The following is a 20,620-nucleotide window of genomic DNA, read 5'->3' as shown; positions in this document are numbered from 1 at the left end:
TTAGCCAGTATACCCTGTTTTAAAAATTTTACACTCACGCATGGAAATCCTTTTTTTTCATGACATTTTGGACATACTACTTGCTGGAGGTGTTCACAAATGAAACGTGATGAAAAGAAAAACCAAGAAGAAAAAAATCAGTCCGTGCAAACGACATCACTTGTGGCAAGAGCGGCTGCTACAGGCTTTGTCGGCGGTGTTTTTTGGGGCTTTATCGGGTTTCTGACCCATGTGTTTCATTTTTCAGAGGTGAGTCCCAATATGCTGCTTCAGCCATTTGTGCTTGGAGAATGGAAAAAGGGAGGACTTGGTACTTTTATCAGTATTGTGCTGTTAGGAGTTTTATCGATTGGAGCCGCCTTTATTTATTTTGGGCTTTTAAAAAGGATCAAAGGCTTTTGGATGGGTTTAGTATATGGCGGGCTTTTATGGCTGCTCGTTTTTTACGTATTTAATCCCATTTTCCCAGATGTAAAGCAAGTACAAGAGTTGCAGCAAAGCACTATTGTCACGACATTTTGCCTATATATTTTATATGGCATGTTTGTCGGGTACAGCATTTCGTTTGAATATAATGAATTGACAAGTCAGAAGCTTGCAAGGGCACTCGGGAAAAAGACAGAATAAAGTGTAAATCGCCTATTCATATGATAAAATATTTTTGGAAACGAAAGGTTTCTAAGGAAAAAGAAACAGATCTCGATATAGATTGAATTAGGGTGAAGGAGTGGTCATATGCCTCATTTTCTTGTACTGAATGGACCCAATTTAAATAGGCTTGGCAAAAGAGAGCCTGCTGTTTATGGAAGTAAGACGCTGACAGATTTAGAGACGGATTTGTTCCAGTTCGCAGAACGAGCAAACATCCAACTAACGTTCTTTCAATCAAATCACGAAGGGGATTTGATTGATGCGCTCCATGAAGCAGAAGATCAATACGATGGTGTCGTGTTTAACCCGGGTGCATTTACCCACTACAGCTATGCGCTGAGAGATGCCATTGCAAGTATTTCTTTATCAGTCATTGAAGTACATATCACAAATGTTCATAAGAGAGAGGAATTCCGCCATCATTCTGTACTTGCGCCAGTATGCCAAGGACAAATCGTTGGGCTTGGGTTAGAAGGGTATAAATTGGCGATTCGTTATTTAGTCAGTGAAGGGGGAGCAGTATCATGAAACTTGAAAAACTAAGAGCACTTTTAAGTGAATTAGAGATCGATGGTCTTGTCATTACGAGCAGTTTTAATTTACAGTATATGACCAGCTTTACCGGATCAGCCGGTCTTGCTGTCGTTTCAAAGGACCGGGCAGCTTTTATCACGGACTTCCGCTATACAGAGCAAGCGAAGGATCAAGTCAAAGGCTATGACATCATTGAACATAAAGGAAACATTGTGGAAACGGCTGCTCAAACGGCAAAGGAATTTGGAGTGAAACGCCTTGGGTTCGAACAAAACCATATGACATTTGCCACGTATCAGCAATACGCAGCCAAAGCAGACGGTATAGAGCTTGTTCCAGTCTCTGAATCAGTTGAAAAGTTGCGCTTGATTAAGTCTAGTGAAGAGATTAAGATATTAGAGGAAGCTGCGAAGATTGCAGATCACGCCTTTGATCATATTCTCACTTACATCAAGCCGGGCCTGACGGAAATTGCTGTCATGAACGAGCTTGAATTTTTCATGAGAAAAGAAGGGGCTGAAGGATCTTCATTCGATACGATTATTGCCTCAGGTGTTCGTTCAAGCCTGCCGCACGGAAGAGCGAGTGAAAAGGTGATCGAATCTGGAGATTTAGTGACACTCGATTTCGGTGCTTACTATAAAGGCTATTGTTCTGATATGACAAGAACGATTGCTGTCGGAACACCAAGCGACAAGCTAAAGGAAATTTATCATATCGTATTAGAAGCAGAGAACGCTGGTGTGGATAGAATCAAGCCAGGCTTAACAGGAAAAGAAGCTGATCGCATCACACGAGACATCATTGAAAAGTATGGCTATGGTCAATACTTTGGGCATTCAACCGGGCACGGGCTAGGTATGGAAGTACATGAAGCGCCAGGCCTTTCCTTACGATCAGAGGTCGTTTTAGAAGAGGGAATGGTCGTCACAGTTGAGCCGGGGATTTACTTGCCAGATGTCGGCGGCGTGAGAATTGAGGATGATCTTGTCCTGACAGCTGACGGCAATAAACGATTGACCCACTCACCGAAAGAACTTATCATATTATGATGGTGAAATGTAGGAGGATGACAAAATGATTTCAGTAAACGATTTTCGTACTGGCCTGACAATTGAAGTGGACGGCGGTATTTGGCGAGTAGTAGATTTTCAGCACGTAAAACCAGGGAAAGGCGCAGCGTTTGTTCGTTCGAAACTGCGTAACCTGCGTACAGGTGCCATTCAAGAAAAAACATTCCGCGCAGGCGAAAAAGTAGCGAAAGCACAAATCGAAACAAAAACAATGCAATACTTGTATGCAAATGGCGATCAGCATGTTTTCATGGATACAAGTTCTTATGAGCAGCTTGAACTAAGTGAAGCACAAATTAAAGATGAGCTGAAATATTTGCTTGAAAATATGTCTGTTCAAATCGTGATGTACGGTGCTGAAACTCTTGGAGTAGAACTTCCAAACACAGTAGAACTAGAAGTAGTAGAAACAGAGCCTGGTATTAAAGGTGACACAACATCAGGCGGCTCAAAACCTGCAAAAACTGAAACTGGTTTAATCGTCAACGTTCCTTTCTTTGTGAACCAAGGAGATAAACTAGTGATTAATACATCTGACGGCTCATACGTTTCAAGAGCGTAATGAACGAAAAAAGACTGTAAACCTCGTGTTTACAGTCTTTTTTTATTGGAAAAATGACTCCTCAAGGCAGGCCTTCTCTATTCTCTCATTCATCTCTCTTTCTTCTTGAAAAACAAGACTACTTCCAGCTGGTCAAGCATATAGTGTAAAAAAAGCTGGAGGTTCTATATGAAACAATTTCTCCCAGGTCTACACCCGTCAGTCGCTGCAATGGCAGGCATGAGATTCTTATCCGCCGCCATTGAACTGACGGCAGCCATCCTTATTTTAATCACCAATGATGTACGGAAAGCGGTAGTCATCAATAGTATATTGGCAATCATCGGGCCGCTCATTTTTATTATCACGATGACGATTGGAATCTATCAAATTGCCGGGCAGCTATCCTATGCAAAGCTCGTGTTCATTTTCATTGGTGTCGTGTTTATTCTTGTTGGGATCTATAAGTGAAACGGCTTGGCATAATTAACGGCTCACATCATACATTTTAGAGAAGAAAAAAAGGAGGGGAATTCGTTGCGGAGTTTGTTGGATATTCTCCCGCACTCGATTGGACAAGAACTCAGGCTGCTGAAAGAGGCAGAATGGGCGCAAATAGAAGAAATCCGCATTCGCACGGATCGTCCTATTGAATTAATGCAGGGAGGAAAACCACGTTTCCTTTCTTATCACACCACCTGGGAAGATGCGTCTCAGCTATTAGGCAGGCTGAGCAATTACAGCATGTACACACTTGAGGAAGAGCTAAAACAGGGCTATATCACGATATCTGGCGGACACCGGGTAGGACTTGCTGGGAAGGTGATCGTTGAAAACGGATTTGTCAAAGGGTTAAGAGATATCTCTTCATTTAATATCCGCATTGCCAAAGAAAAAATCGGGATTGCGCTTCCTTTTCTTCCTTATTTATATGAAGAGCACTGGCACAATACACTCATCATCGGCCCCCCGCAAACGGGGAAAACCACATTGCTCCGGGATATAGCACGTCTTGCTAGTACAGGCACAAAAACCATTCCTCCTAGAAAAACAGGCATTATTGATGAGCGTTCTGAAATCGCCGGATGTATCAGAGGAGTGCCGCAGCATCATTTTGGCCACCGGATTGATGTACTCGATGCGTGTCCAAAGGCTGAAGGATTGATGATGATGATTCGGTCTATGAGCCCAGAGGTCATGATTGTCGATGAAATCGGAAAAAGTGAGGATGTCGAGGCACTTTTAGAAGCGATTCATGCCGGAGTCAACATCATCGTCTCAGCTCATGGCTATTCACTTGAAGATGTATATAAACGGCCTTCTTTTAAACCGTTATGGGAGCTTCGTGTGTTTGAACGATATGTTGAATTAAATCGAAACAATGGGCCTGGCACGATCGGGCGAATGTACGGCGGGGACGGCCAAGAGATGAAATGGAGGCGGGGAGTGGACGTATGTTAAAGCTCATTGGCGCTATTTTCATTGTCGCGGCCACGACTTGGGGAGGATTCGAGTTTGCCAAACGATATAGCGACAGACCTAAACAAATTCGGCAGCTGCGGTTTGCTCTCCAGTCTCTTGAAGCTGAAATTATGTATGGTCAAACCCCTTTAGCACGGGCGGCAGAGCAAATTGCAGCGCAGGTAGGTCCACCTGTGAATCAGCTGTTTGAACAATTTGCAGAAAAGCTGAAAGTGGGGACCTTTTCTGCACGCCATGCATGGAACGAAAGTCTTGAAGATGTTTGGAAAAAAACCGTATTGAAAAAAGGCGAATATGAGGCGTTGAAGCACTTTGGAGAAACACTTGGCCAGCATGATGTCACTTCTCAGCAAAAGTATATCAAGCTTGCTTTAGGTCATTTGGAATCAGAGGAGAAAGAAGCTGAAATCGCCCAAGCGAAAAATGAAAAAATGGTCAGAAGCCTCGGATTTTTAAGCGGATTACTACTGATTCTTTTATTGATGTGAGAGGAAGGGAGTCGAGAGCATGGGCGTTGATGTAAACGTCATTTTTCAAATTGCCGGAGTAGGCATCGTCGTGGCCTTTCTCCATACGATTTTAGACCAAATGGGGAAGAAAGAGTACGCTCAGTGGGTGACGCTGCTTGGGTTTATCTACATTTTGTTTATGGTGGCAACCATTGTAGACGATTTGTTTAAAAAGATTAAAGCCGTATTTCTATTTCAAGGATAGGGGAGGGCTTACAAATCGAAATCATACAAATTGTTGGACTTGGTTTAATCGCTACTTTTTTAGCATTAATCGTCAAAGAACAAAAGCCAACCTTCGCCTTTATGCTTGTTGTTTTTACCGGATGTGTCATTTTTCTTTATTTAATTGATCAAATCTATGCCATTATCTCGATGATTGAAAAAATTGCAGCAAGTGCCGGCGTCAATATGAAGTATGTTGAAACCATATTGAAGATTATTGGCATTGCCTATATTGCGGAATTTGGCGCTCAGCTGACGAAGGATGCTGGACAAGGCGCCATTGCATCCAAAATAGAGCTAGGCGGCAAGATTCTCATCTTGGTGATGGCAGTCCCGATTTTAACAGTCATCATTGAGACGATCTTAGGAATGATCCCGTCCATGACGTAAATGAAAAGAGGTGATGACAATGAAACGGGTGACCGCTGTAATGGGATTGATGCTTTTCTTTTGGCTGATTGCTCCGCATGCAGGGGCAGAAGAAAAAGAACCTTTATCTAATGAACAGCCAGCAGCACAGGAAGTGGCGAATGGACAGGCTGATGCACTTGAGCTTCATTCCATCAGTGACTTTTGGGAAACCATTTTGGACGAGTATGGCGGCTTTTTGCCAGAAAGCCAAAAGGGCACAGTGAAGGAAATGATTGACGGCGATAAAGAGCTGTCTCCCCAAACATGGCTGAAAGCCTTTGTACATTATCTGTTTCACGAGGTCATTGCAAACGGAAAGCTTCTAGGTACTCTGATTTTACTCACCATCTTTTGTTCGCTTTTGCAGCTTTTACAAAATGCCTTTGAACAAAGCACCGTCAGCAAAGTCGCATATGCGCTTGTTTATATGGTGCTGATTATTATTGCACTTAACAGCTTTCATGTGGCGATTTCCTATGCCACAGAAGCCATTCAAACGATGACCAGTTTTATTCTTGCTCTTATTCCTCTTTTACTAGCGCTTATTGCTTCATCAGGCGGGCTTGTCTCAGCCGGATTCTTTCATCCCGTTATTATATTTTTAATGAACACGAGCGGTGTTTTCATTCAGTATGTCGTTCTCCCGCTCATCTTTTTATCTGCAATATTGAGCATTATCAGTACGCTGACCGAACAATACAAGGTCACCCAGCTTGCCCAGCTGTTAAGAAATGTGGCAATTGGCGGGCTTGCCGTTTTTTTAACCGTTTTTCTCGGTGTCATTTCCGTTCAGGGTGCATCTGCGGCCGTTACGGATGGAATCGCTCTTCGTACAGCCAAATTCATTACCGGAAACTTCATCCCTGTCCTAGGCAGAATGTTTACAGATGCGACCGATACCGTGATCAGCGCCTCTGTTTTACTCAAAAATACAGTCGGATTAGTTGGGGTCGCCATTTTGATTTCAATTGCCGCTTTCCCGGCGATTAAAGTGCTTTCGTTAGCGCTTATCTATAAGCTTGCTGCTGCCATCCTTCAGCCGTTAGGGGGCGGACCCATCATCAGCTGTCTTGATGTCATTTCAAAAAGTGTGCTGTATATATTTGCCGCACTTGCTGTTGTGTCGCTCATGTTCTTTTTAAGCATTACCGTCATCATCACTGCGGGTAACCTGACCATGATGATGAAGTAAGGAGGGGACACCTTTTGAGTTTTCTCACGGAATGGATCACAAGTATTATTCTTTTTATCTTATTTGCGATTGTTATTGATCTTCTGCTTCCCAATTCGAGCATGCAAAAGTATGCAAAAATGGTCGTCAGCCTGCTGCTCATCGTGGTGATGCTCAATCCGATTTTTGCTTTATTTCGAGCAGATCCTGATCAAATTTTTTCAGAATTGATGAAAGGGAAGGAAGAAGCGCAGTCAGAAGAAATAAAAAATCAGATGAATTTAGAAAAAAAAGAAATACAAGCCTCTCAGCGTGCATATATTTTAAAGCAAATGGCTGTCCAACTAGAAAAAAGCGCAAAGGAGCCACTGGAGAAGGAGAGCTATGTAATGAAACACGTAGAAGTGCTGGCTGATGAGGAGCATCTGGATCAGAATATGGAGGCGGATCAATTTCGCATCAAAGCAGTTCTTTCCCCGCTCACAGGTGATGCTGTAGAAACGGTGGCAAAGGTGGACATTGATCTCTCCAAGCAAAAGGAGGAAAGCGCTGGATCTTCTAGCAAAGAGATCACGAGGGTGAAAGAGACACTTGCTGATGTTTGGAATACGAGTCCTGAGCACATCGCGCTGAACATTGAGGGAGGTGACGCAGCAGATCATGAATAACAAGGACTGGAAACAAAAGCTGAAATCATTCTTCCAGCCGCCCGAAAAAGTTGAAGGAAAACCCAAATTAACGAAGCACCATTACTTGCTGCTTGTATTCATTATCGGCGTATCTTTCATGTTAGTCAGTCAGATCTTGTCACCGCCATCAAGCAAACAACAAGCTGCGGTTCCTGCTTCTAAAAAAACATCCTCAGAAGAGCAGGAGGTATTCAAACCGGCATCCTCAGGTAAACCAAAAAATTCAATTGAGGACGTGGAGCAAGAATACGAAAATCAGCTGAAAGAAATTTTAGAGACCATCATCGGCGTTGAGGATGTATCAATTGTGGTCAATGTAGATGCAACGTCTTTAAAAGTGTTTGAAAAAAACAAATCCAATAAAAGTACAACGACCGAGGAAACAGATAAAGAAGGCGGCGTGCGAAGTGTCACCGATCAAACAAAAGAAGAAGAAATCGTCATCATCAAAAATGGCAATGAAGAAACACCAGTCGTTGTTCAAACGAAAAAACCAGAAATCCGAGGTGTCCTCGTTGTTGCTCAAGGAGTAGACAACGTTCAAATAAAGAAAACCATCATTGAAGCGGTTACACGAGTGCTTGATGTACCGAGCCATAGAGTGGCTGTTGCCCCTAAAAAAATCAAGGAGGATTCGGAATGATGTTAAAAAAACAAACGGTTTGGCTATTAACGATGCTAAGTTTAGTTGTCGTATTAAGTGTGTACTATATCATGTCTCCACAGGGTGAAAATGCAGTGACAGTAGAAGATACGAAATCAAAAGGCACTGAAGAGAAAAAGGTTGAAACAGAAAAAGGGACGGACAAAGGCATGGAAAAAGGCGCTGATAAGAAATCCACTGACAAAGAAACAAACGGCAAACAAGAGGATATCGAAACAAGCGGTGAAGAAGGAAAGGCTGTGTCAGAGCAAACAGACGATGAGCTTTTTACAACATACAGACTAGAGCTTGAAGATAAACGAAGCAAGCAGCGCGAAGAATACAACGAAATTGTCTCCAGTGACGATGCAACAGCACAAGAAAAAAGTGAAGCATACGATCAAATGACAGCGCTCAGTGAAGCAGAAGGAACTGAGCGTCAGCTTGAGACCTTGATCAAAACAAAAGGCTATAAAGATGCGCTCGTAAGTGCTGAAGGGGATAAAGTGAGCATTACGGTTCGTTCTGATAAAAAATCAAAATCTCAAGCGGCCGATATTATTGATATGGTCACAAAAGAAATGAGAGGTCTTGATAACGTAGCTGTCACTTTTGAGCCCACTAATCAATAAAAAATGAACTGGCGCCCTTTGCGGAAAAGGGCGTTTTTTGATGCGGCTTGACGCCCTCTCCAAGGTGCTTACGCGAGGCGCTTCACCACAATAGTAGTTGAATTCATCGAAATCCTCCTGTAAGATGGTTATAGTATGTACTTTTAGTACTAGCCTATAATAAAAAGATAAATCCATACATAGGGGTGCAAATCCATGTTAAAAATCGAAGAAATTCATGAACTGATTAAATTAATTGACGACTCTACTATCGATGAGTTTACGTACGAAAACGAAGGTGCAAAAATCAAACTGAAGAAAAATAAAGAAGTCGTTCAGCAAGTTGCGGCACAAGCACCAGTGGCTCCAGTCCAAGCAGCTCCAGCTCAACAAGCTCCTACAGCACAAGCTCCAGCTCAGACCGAAGCCCCTGCACAAGAGGCAGCTGCGTCTGAAAATCTGCATAAAATCACATCCCCAATGGTTGGCACATTTTATGCTTCATCTTCACCAGAAGCAGATCCATACGTGACAACAGGCTCTAAGGTGAAGGAAAATTCAGTTGTATGTATCGTGGAAGCGATGAAACTGTTTAATGAAATCGAAGCAGAAGTAAAAGGTGAAATCGTCGAAGTATTAGCTGAAAACGGTCAGCTTGTAGAATTCGGACAACCCCTCTTTCTAGTGAAAGCAGAGTAAGGAGTACGATCATGATTAAAAAGCTATTAATTGCAAACAGAGGAGAAATCGCAGTTAGAATTATTCGCGCTTGTAAAGAGCTTGGAATTGAAACTGTTGCGGTATTTTCTGAAGCGGATCGCGATGCGCTGCATGTACAAATGGCTGATGAAGCATATTGCATCGGACCGACTGCTTCTAAAGATAGTTATTTAAATGTCACGAATATTGTCAGCGTAGCAAAATTAACAGGGACAGATGCCATCCATCCAGGATACGGCTTTTTAGCAGAAAATGCAGACTTTGCAGAGCTTTGCGAGGAATGTAATGTGATCTTTGTTGGACCAACTGCGTCAGCGATTTCCAAAATGGGAACGAAAGATGTCGCGCGAGAAACAATGAAGAATGCAGGCGTTCCGATCGTCCCTGGTTCTCAAGGAATTGTAAAAGATCTTGATGATGCTGTTTCAACAGCAGCTAGTATTGGGTATCCTGTGATTATTAAAGCAACTGCAGGCGGAGGCGGTAAAGGGATCCGTGTGGCTCGTACAGAAGAAGAGCTTATTAACGGAGTCACCATCACACAGCAGGAAGCGGCGCAAAACTTTGGGAACCCTGGTGTCTATTTAGAAAAGTTCATTGAAGACTTTAGACATGTGGAAATTCAAGTGCTTGCAGATCAGCATGGCAATACGATTCATTTAGGAGAGCGTGATTGCTCGATCCAAAGAAGAATGCAAAAGCTTCTTGAAGAAACGCCATCACCAGCACTGAATGCAGACATTCGTGAGCAAATGGGTGAAGCAGCTGTAAAAGCAGCAGAAGCTGTTGAATACACAGGTGCTGGAACAGTCGAATTCATTTATGATTATAATGAAGAGAAGTTCTACTTCATGGAAATGAATACTCGTATTCAAGTAGAGCATCCTGTGACAGAAATGGTCACAGGTGTAGACCTGATCAAAGAACAGATCAAGGTTGCATCAGGTGAGAAGCTTTCTCTTACACAAGAGGATGTCGTATATGAAGGCTGGGCGATCGAATGCCGCATCAATGCAGAGAACCCAGAGAAAAACTTCATGCCTTCAGCTGGTGAAATTAAAATGTATCTTCCGCCAGGCGGTTTAGGTGTACGTGTTGATTCTGCCGCTTATCCGGGCTATGTGATTCCGCCATATTATGACAGCATGATTGCAAAAGTGATCACATATGGTAAGACGAGAGAAGAAGCGATTGCGAAAATGAAACGTGCGCTTCAAGAATTCGTCATTGAAGGAGTCTACACAACGATTCCATTCCACCTTAGATTGCTCGAGCATGAAACATTTGTGAGCGGTAACTTTAATACGAAGTTTTTAGAAACATACCAAATTATGAAATAATCACAGCTTTCGGAGGTGAATGATCGTGTCAGAAAACAATTTGCTTGAAATGAACCTTGATGAGGATCAATTGGGAAAAGTGCAAATTGCACCAGAAGTGATTGAAGTCATTGCTGGGATCGCCGCTTCAGAAGTCGAAGGCATTGCCGAAATGCGCGGCAATTTCGCTGCTGATGTAGCAGAACGCTTTGGTAAGAAAAATCACCGTAAAGGTGTAAAAGTAGATGTCTCTGATGAAGGCATCACAATCGATGTGTATTGTGTGGTTGAATTTGGCCTATCCATTCCAAAGGTATCCACTGCTGTACAAGAAAATATCCGTCAAACCCTTCTGAACATGACTGCCTTAACGATTAATGAAATTAACATTCATGTCGTTGGCATTCAATTTGAAACAAAAGCACCTGAGGCTGAAGTAGATCAAGAAATGTAAAGAAGTTCAAGTGAAACCAAGGAGGCATTGCCTCTTTGGTTTTTTAAAGCCCATTTTTGAGTAATTTCCGAATATTGATAACGTGACGCGTGGATTGATTCGTTTTTCGTCACAGCTCGCATGGATCTTGGTGCGACCACGGTCAAAATATGTTATGATCTCTGTATGGCTTAACGACAAGCGGATAAAGTGGTTAAAGGAGTAAATAATGAAAAGAAGAACTGCAAGAGAAAAGGCGCTACAAACATTATTTCAAATTGATGTGAGCAATATTGATCCGAAAGAGGCCATTACACATGCGCTGGATGAACAAGAATCAGATCCTTTTTTCGAGGAACTGGTTTTCGGTGTGCTTGAACAAAAGGACAAGCTTGATGACATGATCTCGCAGCATCTAGTGAATTGGAAACTCGATCGTATTGCAAACGTAGACAGAGCCATTTTAAGGCTGTCTGTGTACGAGATGGTGTATCAAGAAGACATCCCAGTTAGTGTCTCAATGAATGAAGCGATTGAACTCGCCAAATTATTCGGCGATGATAAAGCACCGAAATTTGTAAATGGTGTACTTTCGAACATTAAAAACGACCTAAAGCAGCAATAGGAGGATTCGACATGACAGCAACAATCATCGATGGGAAAGAAACAGCAAAAGAAAAACGTGAACAATTAGCAAAAGAAGTAGAAGAGCTCAAACAAAAAGGAGTCACACCTGGTCTTGCCGTTATTCTAATCGGTGATGATCCGGCTTCACTTTCTTACGTACGCGGGAAGAAAAAAGCAGCAGAAGCAATGGGCATGCACTTTCAGCTTGATCATTTAGATGCTTCTTTAACAGAAGAAGAATTGCTTCAGCTGATTGATCAGTACAATGCGAACGATCAATTCCACGGGATTCTTGTTCAACTTCCACTGCCAAAACATATTTCTGAAAAAGCCGTCATTGAACGTATTTCACCTGAGAAAGATGTAGATGGTTTCCATCCATTAAATATCGGGAAAATGCTGCTTGGAGAAGATACATTCCTACCTTGTACACCAGCAGGCATTGTTGAATTACTGAATAAAACGGGTGTCAGTCTTTCTGGAAAAGAAGTGGTTGTTGTAGGGCGCAGCAATATTGTCGGCAAACCAGTGGGACAATTGCTGTTAAACGAAAATGCAACGGTTACTTACTGCCATTCAAGAACGGCGAATATTTCAGAACATACGTTAAAAGCGGACATTTTAGTTGTTGCCGTCGGTCGAGCAAACTTTATAAAAGCTGACCAAATCAAAGAAGGCGCAATTGTCATCGATGTAGGAGTCAATCGTTTGGATACTGGGAAGCTTGTTGGGGATGTTGATTTTGAAGAAGCGAAAGAAAAAGCTTCTTACATCACACCAGTCCCTGGCGGAGTCGGGCCAATGACGATTACGATGCTTGCACACAATACGGTTAAATCAGCAAAACGTACATTAGCATAAGCTTTATCCATTCATCCACCTGCATGCTGCCGGTGGATGAATGTGCGTTTTTGAAGAGGAGGAATACGTCATGAGTGAAAAAGCCTTTGTGACGGTCACAGCCCTTACAAAATACATAAAAAGAAAATTTGATGTTGATCCGCATTTAGAAGATATTTGGATCAAAGGTGAGTTATCCAATGTGAAGATTCATTCAAGAGGTCATGTGTACTTCACCTTAAAAGACGAAAACGCACGCATGCAAGCCGTCATGTTCCAGCGTTCCGCAGCAAAGCTGCCTTTTTCACCAAAAAGCGGAATGAAAGTGTTTGTACGCGGCGGGATTCAAGTATATGAACCAAGCGGCAACTATCAATTATATGCAAAAGAAATGCAGCCTGATGGTGTTGGTGCTCTTCATCTCGCTTATGAAGAGCTGAAGAAAAAGCTGGCAAGTGAAGGCTTATTTGATGCGCGCTATAAAAAACCAATTCCTGAATATCCAGAGGTTGTTGGTGTCATTACATCTCCAACAGGAGCGGCTGTTCGAGATGTCATCACAACGATTAACCGGCGTTATCAGCAGGCGAAAATCATTGTGCTTCCGGCGCTTGTCCAAGGTGAAAATGCCATCCGTTCAATCGTAGAGCGGATCAAAGAAGCAAATGAAAAACAGATCTGTGATGTCTTGATTGTCGGAAGAGGAGGCGGTTCGATCGAAGAACTTTGGGCCTTTAATGAAGAAGCTGTCGCAAGAGCAATCTTCGCATCAGACATTCCAATCATTTCTGCAGTGGGGCATGAAACGGACTTTACGATCAGTGATTTCACTGCAGACATGAGAGCACCCACACCAACAGGAGCAGCCGAGCTCGCTGTTCCAAGCACAGCCGATTTAATAGAACGAATCAAATCCATCGACATTCGGCTTACAAGGGCCGTGAAGAATCGAACATCACAAGCGAAAGACCGTCTTATGGCGCTGCAATCCTCTTATGCCTTCCGTTTTCCAAAACGATTGCAGGAGCAAAAAGAGCAGCAATTCGATTTTGTATTTGACCGTTTTCAAAAACAGCTGACGAGACAAATTGAACAAAAACGCAGTCAACTAGACCGCCAGACATACAGGCTGAAGCCGCTTCATCCAAAAGAGCAGCTGCTTCAGGCGCAAAAACGCCATGCCAATGAAACAGAACAGCTCATCCGCAGCATGAATGTGCAAATGAAAACAATTCATTCGCAGTTCCAATCTGTTCTTGGTAAACTAAATGCATTAAATCCACTTCAAGTGATGGAAAGAGGCTACAGTTTAGCCTATAAAGACGATGAACTGATTAAAAGTGTGAACCAAGTCGATACGAAGGATCAATTGGCTATCACCATGAAGGATGGACGTCTGATTTGTGAGGTTATTGAGAAGGAGGGGCAATCATCATGACAGAATCAAATAAACAAAAAGAAGAACAAATGACATTTGAAGAAGCGATGAAAGGTCTTGAGGAGATCGTTGGGAAGCTCGAAGAAGGAGATGTACCACTTGAGCAAGCCATTCATTATTTCCAAGAAGGCATGACACTTTCAAAGCTTTGTCATGAAAAATTACAGCACGTTGAAAAGCAGATGGATTTCATTTTAAAAGAGGACGGTGAACTGGCTCCTTTCTCGGTGAAGGAGGCAGATGCTGGTGACAAGTAATTTGCAGGATTTTTTAACAACACGAAAACAGGCCATTGAAGAGTATTTATTTACATATGTTCAGGAATTGAAAATTCCAGAAGAACTAAAATCTTCGATGCTTTACTCTCTTGAAGCTGGAGGGAAAAGACTTCGCCCTGTTCTCGTTCTTGCTTTATTACATGCTTACGGAAAAAACGAAGAAGATGGCATACCGGTTGGCTGTGCTGTAGAAATGATTCATACGTATTCATTGATACATGACGACCTTCCTTGCATGGACGATGATGACCTTCGCAGAGGAAAGCCGACTAACCATAAAGTATACGGGGAAGCAACAGCGGTTCTCGCTGGTGATGCACTTTTAACGGAAAGCTTCCGCCTCATTACATCGCAGCTATCTAGCAGAGTCTCTTCTGACCAAAAGCTTAGAATCGTAGATGAGCTTGTGCGGTCAGCAGGTGCACTAGGAATGGTTGGCGGTCAATTTGATGACATGGAAGCAGAGCAAAAACAAGTCCCGCTTGCTGAACTAGAATCCATTCATGCCCGGAAAACAGGAAAGCTTCTCACATTCAGCGTCACAGCAGGTGCAATGCTGGCAGGAGCATCAGATGAGGATATCGAAAAACTAAGAGAATTCAGCTATCATATTGGCATTGCTTTTCAAATCCGTGATGACATTTTAGACCTCGAAGGAAGCGAAGAAAAAATAGGAAAACGAGTCGGCTCTGATACAGCGAATGAAAAGTCGACATATCCTTCTTTATTAACGCTTACAGGAGCAAAAGAAAAGCTGCACGAGCACATCACACGTGCAAAAGAAATTGTCTCAAATCTTGAATTAGAGCAGCAATTGCTGCATGAGTTATGTGATCTGATCGCCTCAAGAGATCATTAAAAACAGCCTAGATTTGAGGGTCTTCGAGCAATTGTGGTAAACTGTAAACAGTTTATCATGATGAGACAACTCTTATTCCCGCTTGGTTTTCATCGGAATAAGGCATTATATATGTAGATAGAAATTTTGTTGAAAGCGAGTTGATCCTGATTGGATCTTTTATCAATAAAAAATCCAACGTTTCTAAAAGGAATGTCAATTGCAGAATTAGAGGAGCTTAGTGCTGACATTCGCATGTTTTTAATTGAGTCCTTGGCTAACTCTGGCGGGCATATCGGTCCAAACCTGGGTGTCGTTGAACTCACGGTTGCCCTTCATAAAGTATTTGACAGCCCGAAAGACAAATTCCTTTGGGATGTTGGACATCAGTCTTATGTTCACAAGCTGTTAACTGGAAGAGGGGCGGAGTTTGATACACTTCGTCAATATAAAGGACTTTGCGGTTTTCCTAAACGAAATGAAAGTGAGCATGATGTTTGGGAAACAGGCCACAGCTCAACGTCATTATCTGGCGCGATGGGTATGGCGGCGGCGCGGGATATTAAAGGGACAGATGAATATATCCTGCCGATTATCGGAGATGGTGCATTAACCGGAGGTATGGCGCTTGAAGCTCTGAATCATATCGGTGATGAAAAGAAAGACATGATCGTTATCTTAAACGATAATGAAATGAGTATTGCACCAAACGTCGGTGCAATTCACACCATGCTTGGCAGACTGCGCACAGCAGGCAAGTACCAATGGGTAAAGGACGAGCTCGAGTATTTATTTAAGCGGATCCCAGCTGTAGGCGGAAAGCTTGCTGCCACAGCAGAGCGTATTAAAGACAGCCTCAAGTATTTACTAGTGTCTGGCATGTTCTTTGAGGAAATGGGATTCACTTACTTAGGTCCTGTTGATGGACATTCTTATGAAGATCTTTTTGAAAACCTTGAATATGCAAAGAAAACAAAAGGTCCTGTCCTGCTGCATGTCATCACGAAAAAAGGAAAAGGCTATCAGCCGGCAGAATCCGATAAAATCGGGACTTGGCACGGCACAGGTCCATACAAAATTGATACAGGTGATTTTGTAAAACCAGCAGCTGCTGCACCGTCATGGAGTGGTCTTGTCAGTGAAACAGTCAGAAAGCTTGCGCGGAAAGATGAGCGAATTGTGGCCATCACGCCTGCGATGCCTGTTGGCTCAAAACTTGAAGGCTTTGCAAAGGAATTTCCAGAGCGAATGTTTGATGTAGGAATTGCTGAGCAGCATGCAGCAACAATGGCAGCTGGGCTTGCGACGCAGGATATGAAGCCATTTTTAGCGATCTATTCAACATTCCTGCAAAGAGCTTATGATCAAGTGCTGCATGATATTTGCCGCCAAAACCTCAATGTATTTATCGGAATTGACCGTGCGGGTCTTGTCGGTGCAGATGGAGAAACGCATCAAGGTGTGTTTGATATTGCCTTCATGCGTCATATGCCGAATATGGTGCTCATGATGCCGAAGGATGAAAATGAAGGCCAGCACATGGTCAATACAGCCATTCAGTATGATGACGGTCCTATTGCCATGCGTTTCCCGCGCGGAAATGGTCTTGGCGTGAAAATGGATGAACAGCTCAAAACCATTCCGATTGGGTCCTGGGAGGTTCTTCATCCAGGGAAGGATGCCGTCATCTTAACATTCGGAACGACGATTAAAATGGCGCTGCAAGCAGCTGAGGAACTTCAAAAAGAAGGGAAATCAATTCGTGTCGTCAACGCTCGGTTTATTAAGCCGCTTGATGAAGCGATGCTACATGACATTCTTTCTGAAGGGATTCCGATTTTAACGATTGAAGAAGCTGTGCTTCAAGGCGGGTTTGGCAGCAGCGTATTAGAATATCTACACGACAAGAAAGCATCACATATCAAAGTAGAACGTATGGGTATCCCAGATCAATTTATTGAGCATGGAAGTGTTGATGCCCTGCTTGAAGAAATTGGACTGACGAAAGCACAGGTTGCTGAGACTTTACGTGACCTGCTTCCAGCAGCACCAAGAAAAGGAATTGGATCATGACATCAAAGAAAGAACGACTTGACGTTTTATTAGTCGAACAAGGACTAATGGAAACAAGAGAGAAAGCAAAGCGTGCCATCATGGCAGGGATCGTTTACTCAAATGAAACCCGTTTGGATAAACCAGGCGAGAAAATTGCTCGTGATACGCCGCTTACAGTGAAGGGGAACCCTCTCAAATACGTAAGCCGCGGCGGGTTAAAGCTTGAAAAAGCGCTTAAAGAATTTGATCTGACAGTTGAAGGGAAATTGCTGATTGATATTGGGTCATCAACAGGCGGATTTACAGATTGTGCTCTTCAAAATGGAGCAGTCAAATCATATGCTGTAGACGTTGGCTACAATCAGCTTGCGTGGAAATTAAGGCAGGATGACAGGGTCATCGTCATGGAGCGCACCAATTTCCGCCATTCCGTTCCAGCTGATTTTACTGAAGGATTGCCAGAAGTGGCATCGATTGATGTATCTTTTATCTCACTCAAACTCATTCTGCCGGCTTTAAAGCATATTCTTGTTCCGGGTGGTGACTGTATTGCGCTCGTCAAGCCTCAATTTGAAGCAGGCAGAGAGCTTGTTGGGAAAAAAGGCATCGTGCGTGAGCCGTCTGTCCACCTTGGTGTACTAGAAGAGATGAATCAATTTGCTGCAAAAGAAGGCTATGATGTAAAGGATGTATCATTTTCGCCTATCACTGGTGGAGATGGAAATATTGAATTTCTGCTTCATTTAGTGCTTCATTCTGATCAAGAAGAAAATGCGGCACTTCCTGCTTCAGAACTTGAGAAGGTCGTCAAGGAAGCCCATTCCGTATTGAAAGAAAAGAAAAACAGCCCTGAGCCGGCTGACACATGAAATCATTGAAACAAAAGGAATAATAGCTCGCTATTATTCCTTTTCAGATTGTTGACAAAGGGTTAAAATGATCTTTATTTTAGCCCTTTGTCTTCTTTTCAGCGTGATAGAAAACCTTTGAAGTCTAGGAAGTTCAGCTACTTTTGCGGAGCGAATTTGACATTCGTGAGCACCAGCGCGCAGGACTGACACCGAATGCGAGGGTTTGTCTACACGCTGAAAGGAATAATAGCTCGCTATTATTTCTTTTTACATGGTCAAAAGACAAGAATTGGTCGTATCTCACGTAATGCTTGTTTTTTGAAGTGTGCATCATATAACATAGAACGTAAAGACAAACTGAGAATGAAACGCCTAGGGGGGTCAAATATGAATAAAGGTCAAAGGCATATTAAAATAAGAGAAATCATTGCAAGCCAAGAAATTGAAACACAAGATGAATTGGTCGATATTTTGAAAGCCGATGGATATAACATCACACAAGCGACCGTTTCTAGGGATATTAAGGAATTGCATTTAGTGAAAGTTCCGACGAACAATGGAACATATAAATACAGTCTTCCTGCAGATCAGCGGTTTAATCCGCTGTCAAAGCTGAAGCGGTCCCTAATGGATGCATTTATTAAAATGGATGCTGCCAGTCATTTAATTGTTCTGAAAACAATGCCGGGTAATGCTCAGGCGATTGGTGCTTTAATGGATAATTTAGATTGGGAAGAAATTATGGGAACGATTTGCGGGGATGATACGATTTTAATCATTTGCCGCACCCCAGATGATACAGAGACAGTTTCGAGCAAAATTTTAGAGCTTCTATAAAGAATCAGGTTTACTAAAAGAGGTGTCAAATGAGTGTTAGCAGAACTAACCATTAAAAACTTTGCAATCATTGAAGAGTTAACGGTTTCATTTGAAAAAGGACTCACGGTTCTAACGGGGGAAACAGGTGCCGGAAAATCCATCATGATTGACGCTGTCTCACTTCTCGTGGGAGGAAGAGGATCCTCTGAATTTGTCCGCTACGGTGAAAAAAAGGCAGAGCTGGAAGGGCTTTTTCTTGTACCAGCCGATCACCCTGTATTTGCTCTATGCGAAGAGCAGGGAATTGACGCATCAGATGAAATGATGATCCTCCGCCGTGATATTAATAACAGCGGGAAAAGCATTTGCCGGATTAATGGAAAGCTTGTCACCATCTCACTTTTACGGGAAGTAGGACGGCTTTTGCTTGATATACATGGACAGCACGATAACCAGCTGCTCATGGAAGATGAAAATCATCTGCATTTGCTCGATCAATTTGGAGCAGAAGACATTGCACCGGCTCTCTTGCAGTATCAAGAAGCATATGATCAATATATGAAGACGGCTCAAAAGCTAAGGCAGCTGTCTGAGAATGAGCAGGAAATGGTGCATCGCTTAGATTTACTGCAATTTCAGCTAGAGGAGATTGAGGCGGCACAATTAGAGCCGGGAGAAGATGAGAAGCTTCAGGAAGAGCGTCATCAAATCAGCAACTACGAAAAAATCTATTCCTCACTCCAAAACGCGTATAACGCCTTGCGTAATGAGCAAGGAGGGCTAGATTGGGTTGGTATGTCTTCAAGCGAGCTTGATCAGGTGTCTGAGATCAACGATGATTTGAAAAAGCTATCTGAACAAGTGTCGAACTCCTACTACTTATTAGAGGATTCAACCTTCCAAATGCGGAGCATGCTGGATCAATTAGAATTCGACCCGGCTCGTCTTGATTTTATTGAATCCAGGCTGAATGAAATGAAGCAGCTAAAACGAAAATACGGCACAACCGTTGAAGAAATTTTGGAGTATGCGGCGAAGATTGAAGAAGAAATAGATCAGATCCAAAATCGAGACAGCCATCTGCAGACGCTCAAAAATAAATTAGATGCGATGAGCCGTGACGCCCTGCTCGAAGCACTTAACGTTTCGGAGCTGCGTAAAAAATGGGCCAAAAAGCTAGCGAAGCAAATCCAAACAGAGCTCAAGGATTTGTATATGGAGAAGTCATCATTTGACACAGCTTTTTCTGTTCGATATGCGCCATTTGGCAGCACCGATTGTCCGCTATTAGACGGAAAACCTGTGCAGCTCGGGAAAAATGGAATCGACCAAGCACAATTTGTCATTTCTACAAATACAGGCGAACCGATGAAATCTTTATCGAAAGTAGCCTCAGGTGGAGAAATTTCACGTGTCATGCTCGCTGTGAAGAGTATTTTCTCAGCTAAACAAGACGTCACATCCATTATTTTCGATGAAGTTGATACAGGCGTCAGCGGCAGAGTGGCACAAGCCATTGCTGAGAAAATTTACAAAGTTGCGTCTGGATCACAAGTGCTCTGCATTACACACCTGCCTCAAGTAGCAGCAATGGCTGACACACATCTCTTCATTTCGAAACGCTCGAAAGCGGGCAGAACACTGACGAGTGTCAAACCATTAAGTCATGAAGAAAAAGTGAGTGAAATTGGCCGGATGATTGCCGGTGTGGAAGTGACTGAGCTGACAAAACAGCATGCAAAAGAACTATTGCACCAAGCAAATGATGTCAAAACAACAGGGTAGCTGAATCATCAGCTGCCTTTTTTTATGTTGTGTAAAAGCCGGCGTATATACCCATAAAATCGTCTTTTTCTTTTATC

At 42.8% G+C, this 20,620-nt stretch carries 25 protein-coding genes; all 25 read left to right on the top strand.

Features of this window, described 5'->3' with window-relative positions:
• The first annotated feature begins 99 nt into the window (after positions 1-99).
• The 25 genes from NSS76_RS11375 (at position 100) to recN (ending at position 20,543) form a co-directional block, all read left to right on the top strand.
• On the top strand, positions 100-627 hold the full coding sequence (locus tag NSS76_RS11375) for a YqhR family membrane protein (RefSeq protein ID WP_024428000.1): 528 nt from the start codon (positions 100-102) through the stop codon (positions 625-627).
• Between the two features lie 108 nt (positions 628-735).
• Positions 736-1,179: a type II 3-dehydroquinate dehydratase gene (gene aroQ / locus NSS76_RS11370; RefSeq protein ID WP_024422956.1), complete on the top strand. Its 444-nt coding sequence runs from the start codon at positions 736-738 to the stop codon at positions 1,177-1,179.
• A complete protein-coding gene (locus tag NSS76_RS11365; RefSeq protein ID WP_103131955.1) occupies positions 1,176-2,237 on the top strand; it encodes a M24 family metallopeptidase in 1,062 nt (353 codons plus the stop codon). Before aroQ ends, NSS76_RS11365 begins: the two co-directional genes overlap by 4 nt.
• Before the next feature lie 25 nt (positions 2,238-2,262).
• Positions 2,263-2,820: an elongation factor P gene (gene efp / locus NSS76_RS11360; protein WP_024422954.1), complete on the top strand. Its 558-nt coding sequence runs from the start codon at positions 2,263-2,265 to the stop codon at positions 2,818-2,820.
• Between the two features lie 168 nt (positions 2,821-2,988).
• Positions 2,989-3,270 (top strand): YqhV family protein, encoded by a 282-nt coding sequence (locus NSS76_RS11355; protein ID WP_024422953.1) that lies wholly within the window; start codon positions 2,989-2,991, stop codon positions 3,268-3,270.
• A 66-nt stretch (positions 3,271-3,336) separates the two neighbouring features.
• Complete coding sequence (spoIIIAA, locus tag NSS76_RS11350; protein ID WP_024428002.1) at positions 3,337-4,260, top strand: stage III sporulation protein AA; 924 nt, start codon at positions 3,337-3,339, stop codon at positions 4,258-4,260.
• Entirely contained in the window at positions 4,254-4,769 is a 516-nt protein-coding gene (spoIIIAB, locus tag NSS76_RS11345; RefSeq protein ID WP_024428003.1) for a stage III sporulation protein SpoIIIAB, read from the top strand. The genes spoIIIAA and spoIIIAB overlap by 7 nt, the downstream gene beginning before the upstream one ends.
• 19 nt (positions 4,770-4,788) lie before the next feature.
• Complete coding sequence (spoIIIAC, locus tag NSS76_RS11340; protein ID WP_003153142.1) at positions 4,789-4,995, top strand: stage III sporulation protein AC; 207 nt, start codon at positions 4,789-4,791, stop codon at positions 4,993-4,995.
• On the top strand, positions 4,992-5,405 hold the full coding sequence (gene spoIIIAD, locus NSS76_RS11335) for a stage III sporulation protein AD (RefSeq protein ID WP_087978339.1): 414 nt from the start codon (positions 4,992-4,994) through the stop codon (positions 5,403-5,405). The genes spoIIIAC and spoIIIAD overlap by 4 nt, the downstream gene beginning before the upstream one ends.
• Before the next feature lie 19 nt (positions 5,406-5,424).
• Positions 5,425-6,618, top strand: a complete 1,194-nt coding sequence (gene spoIIIAE / locus NSS76_RS11330) for a stage III sporulation protein AE (protein ID WP_024422950.1) — start codon at positions 5,425-5,427, stop codon at positions 6,616-6,618.
• 14 nt (positions 6,619-6,632) lie between these two features.
• Positions 6,633-7,265, top strand: coding sequence for a stage III sporulation protein AF (gene spoIIIAF, locus NSS76_RS11325; RefSeq protein WP_024422949.1), 633 nt, complete (start codon positions 6,633-6,635; stop codon positions 7,263-7,265).
• Positions 7,258-7,929, top strand: a complete 672-nt coding sequence (gene spoIIIAG / locus NSS76_RS11320) for a stage III sporulation protein AG (RefSeq protein ID WP_213404649.1) — start codon at positions 7,258-7,260, stop codon at positions 7,927-7,929. Before spoIIIAF ends, spoIIIAG begins: the two co-directional genes overlap by 8 nt.
• Positions 7,929-8,561 (top strand): SpoIIIAH-like family protein, encoded by a 633-nt coding sequence (locus NSS76_RS11315; RefSeq protein WP_024428006.1) that lies wholly within the window; start codon positions 7,929-7,931, stop codon positions 8,559-8,561. Before spoIIIAG ends, NSS76_RS11315 begins: the two co-directional genes overlap by 1 nt.
• A 195-nt stretch (positions 8,562-8,756) precedes the next feature.
• Positions 8,757-9,239, top strand: coding sequence for an acetyl-CoA carboxylase biotin carboxyl carrier protein (gene accB, locus NSS76_RS11310; RefSeq protein WP_061109343.1), 483 nt, complete (start codon positions 8,757-8,759; stop codon positions 9,237-9,239).
• A gap of 11 nt (positions 9,240-9,250) precedes the next feature.
• Positions 9,251-10,600 carry an acetyl-CoA carboxylase biotin carboxylase subunit gene (gene accC / locus NSS76_RS11305; RefSeq protein ID WP_024422945.1) on the top strand — a complete coding sequence of 450 codons (1,350 nt, stop codon included), beginning with the start codon at positions 9,251-9,253 and terminating at the stop codon, positions 10,598-10,600.
• Between the two features lie 25 nt (positions 10,601-10,625).
• Positions 10,626-11,033, top strand: a complete 408-nt coding sequence (locus NSS76_RS11300) for an Asp23/Gls24 family envelope stress response protein (protein ID WP_024422944.1) — start codon at positions 10,626-10,628, stop codon at positions 11,031-11,033.
• Between the two features lie 208 nt (positions 11,034-11,241).
• Entirely contained in the window at positions 11,242-11,637 is a 396-nt protein-coding gene (nusB, locus tag NSS76_RS11295) for a transcription antitermination factor NusB (protein ID WP_012010530.1), read from the top strand.
• An 11-nt stretch (positions 11,638-11,648) separates the two neighbouring features.
• Entirely contained in the window at positions 11,649-12,500 is an 852-nt protein-coding gene (gene folD / locus NSS76_RS11290) for a bifunctional methylenetetrahydrofolate dehydrogenase/methenyltetrahydrofolate cyclohydrolase FolD (protein WP_024422943.1), read from the top strand.
• Between the two features lie 70 nt (positions 12,501-12,570).
• Entirely contained in the window at positions 12,571-13,917 is a 1,347-nt protein-coding gene (gene xseA, locus NSS76_RS11285; protein WP_341082253.1) for an exodeoxyribonuclease VII large subunit, read from the top strand.
• Entirely contained in the window at positions 13,914-14,174 is a 261-nt protein-coding gene (locus tag NSS76_RS11280) for an exodeoxyribonuclease VII small subunit (RefSeq protein WP_003215880.1), read from the top strand. The genes xseA and NSS76_RS11280 overlap by 4 nt, the downstream gene beginning before the upstream one ends.
• Entirely contained in the window at positions 14,158-15,054 is an 897-nt protein-coding gene (locus NSS76_RS11275) for a polyprenyl synthetase family protein (RefSeq protein ID WP_412152448.1), read from the top strand. The genes NSS76_RS11280 and NSS76_RS11275 overlap by 17 nt, the downstream gene beginning before the upstream one ends.
• A 150-nt stretch (positions 15,055-15,204) precedes the next feature.
• On the top strand, positions 15,205-17,106 hold the full coding sequence (gene dxs, locus NSS76_RS11270) for a 1-deoxy-D-xylulose-5-phosphate synthase (protein ID WP_268415613.1): 1,902 nt from the start codon (positions 15,205-15,207) through the stop codon (positions 17,104-17,106).
• Complete coding sequence (locus tag NSS76_RS11265; RefSeq protein WP_198456929.1) at positions 17,103-17,957, top strand: TlyA family RNA methyltransferase; 855 nt, start codon at positions 17,103-17,105, stop codon at positions 17,955-17,957. The genes dxs and NSS76_RS11265 overlap by 4 nt, the downstream gene beginning before the upstream one ends.
• 369 nt (positions 17,958-18,326) lie before the next feature.
• Positions 18,327-18,776, top strand: a complete 450-nt coding sequence (gene ahrC, locus NSS76_RS11260) for a transcriptional regulator AhrC/ArgR (protein WP_024422938.1) — start codon at positions 18,327-18,329, stop codon at positions 18,774-18,776.
• 33 nt (positions 18,777-18,809) lie between these two features.
• Positions 18,810-20,543, top strand: a complete 1,734-nt coding sequence (gene recN, locus NSS76_RS11255) for a DNA repair protein RecN (protein WP_024428012.1) — start codon at positions 18,810-18,812, stop codon at positions 20,541-20,543.
• Positions 20,544-20,620 lie beyond the last annotated feature (77 nt).

Source organism: Bacillus sp. FSL R5-0654 (genome assembly GCF_038008745.1).
GTDB lineage: Bacteria > Bacillota > Bacilli > Bacillales > Bacillaceae > Bacillus > Bacillus safensis.
The sequence above is the reverse complement of the archived record's forward strand: the minus strand, read 5'-3'. Positions and strand labels throughout refer to the sequence as shown.

Excerpts from the sequence above, each read along its gene's own strand:
- ahrC (WP_024422938.1), top strand. The coding sequence starts at position 18,327 with ATGAATAAAGGTCAAAGGCATATTAAAATAAGAGAAATCATTGCAAGC.
- efp (WP_024422954.1), top strand. The coding sequence starts at position 2,263 with ATGATTTCAGTAAACGATTTTCGTACTGGCCTGACAATTGAAGTGGAC.
- aroQ (WP_024422956.1), top strand. The coding sequence starts at position 736 with ATGCCTCATTTTCTTGTACTGAATGGACCCAATTTAAATAGGCTTGGC.
- spoIIIAG (WP_213404649.1), top strand. The coding sequence starts at position 7,258 with ATGAATAACAAGGACTGGAAACAAAAGCTGAAATCATTCTTCCAGCCG.
- xseA (WP_341082253.1), top strand. The coding sequence starts at position 12,571 with ATGAGTGAAAAAGCCTTTGTGACGGTCACAGCCCTTACAAAATACATA.
- NSS76_RS11365 (WP_103131955.1), top strand. The coding sequence starts at position 1,176 with ATGAAACTTGAAAAACTAAGAGCACTTTTAAGTGAATTAGAGATCGAT.
- NSS76_RS11315 (WP_024428006.1), top strand. The coding sequence starts at position 7,929 with ATGTTAAAAAAACAAACGGTTTGGCTATTAACGATGCTAAGTTTAGTT.
- accC (WP_024422945.1), top strand. The coding sequence starts at position 9,251 with ATGATTAAAAAGCTATTAATTGCAAACAGAGGAGAAATCGCAGTTAGA.
- accB (WP_061109343.1), top strand. The coding sequence starts at position 8,757 with ATGTTAAAAATCGAAGAAATTCATGAACTGATTAAATTAATTGACGAC.
- NSS76_RS11355 (WP_024422953.1), top strand. The coding sequence starts at position 2,989 with ATGAAACAATTTCTCCCAGGTCTACACCCGTCAGTCGCTGCAATGGCA.
- nusB (WP_012010530.1), top strand. The coding sequence starts at position 11,242 with ATGAAAAGAAGAACTGCAAGAGAAAAGGCGCTACAAACATTATTTCAA.
- NSS76_RS11375 (WP_024428000.1), top strand. The coding sequence starts at position 100 with ATGAAACGTGATGAAAAGAAAAACCAAGAAGAAAAAAATCAGTCCGTG.
- spoIIIAC (WP_003153142.1), top strand. The coding sequence starts at position 4,789 with ATGGGCGTTGATGTAAACGTCATTTTTCAAATTGCCGGAGTAGGCATC.
- NSS76_RS11275 (WP_412152448.1), top strand. The coding sequence starts at position 14,158 with ATGCTGGTGACAAGTAATTTGCAGGATTTTTTAACAACACGAAAACAG.
- folD (WP_024422943.1), top strand. The coding sequence starts at position 11,649 with ATGACAGCAACAATCATCGATGGGAAAGAAACAGCAAAAGAAAAACGT.
- NSS76_RS11280 (WP_003215880.1), top strand. The coding sequence starts at position 13,914 with ATGACAGAATCAAATAAACAAAAAGAAGAACAAATGACATTTGAAGAA.
- spoIIIAE (WP_024422950.1), top strand. The coding sequence starts at position 5,425 with ATGAAACGGGTGACCGCTGTAATGGGATTGATGCTTTTCTTTTGGCTG.
- NSS76_RS11265 (WP_198456929.1), top strand. The coding sequence starts at position 17,103 with ATGACATCAAAGAAAGAACGACTTGACGTTTTATTAGTCGAACAAGGA.
- spoIIIAB (WP_024428003.1), top strand. The coding sequence starts at position 4,254 with ATGTTAAAGCTCATTGGCGCTATTTTCATTGTCGCGGCCACGACTTGG.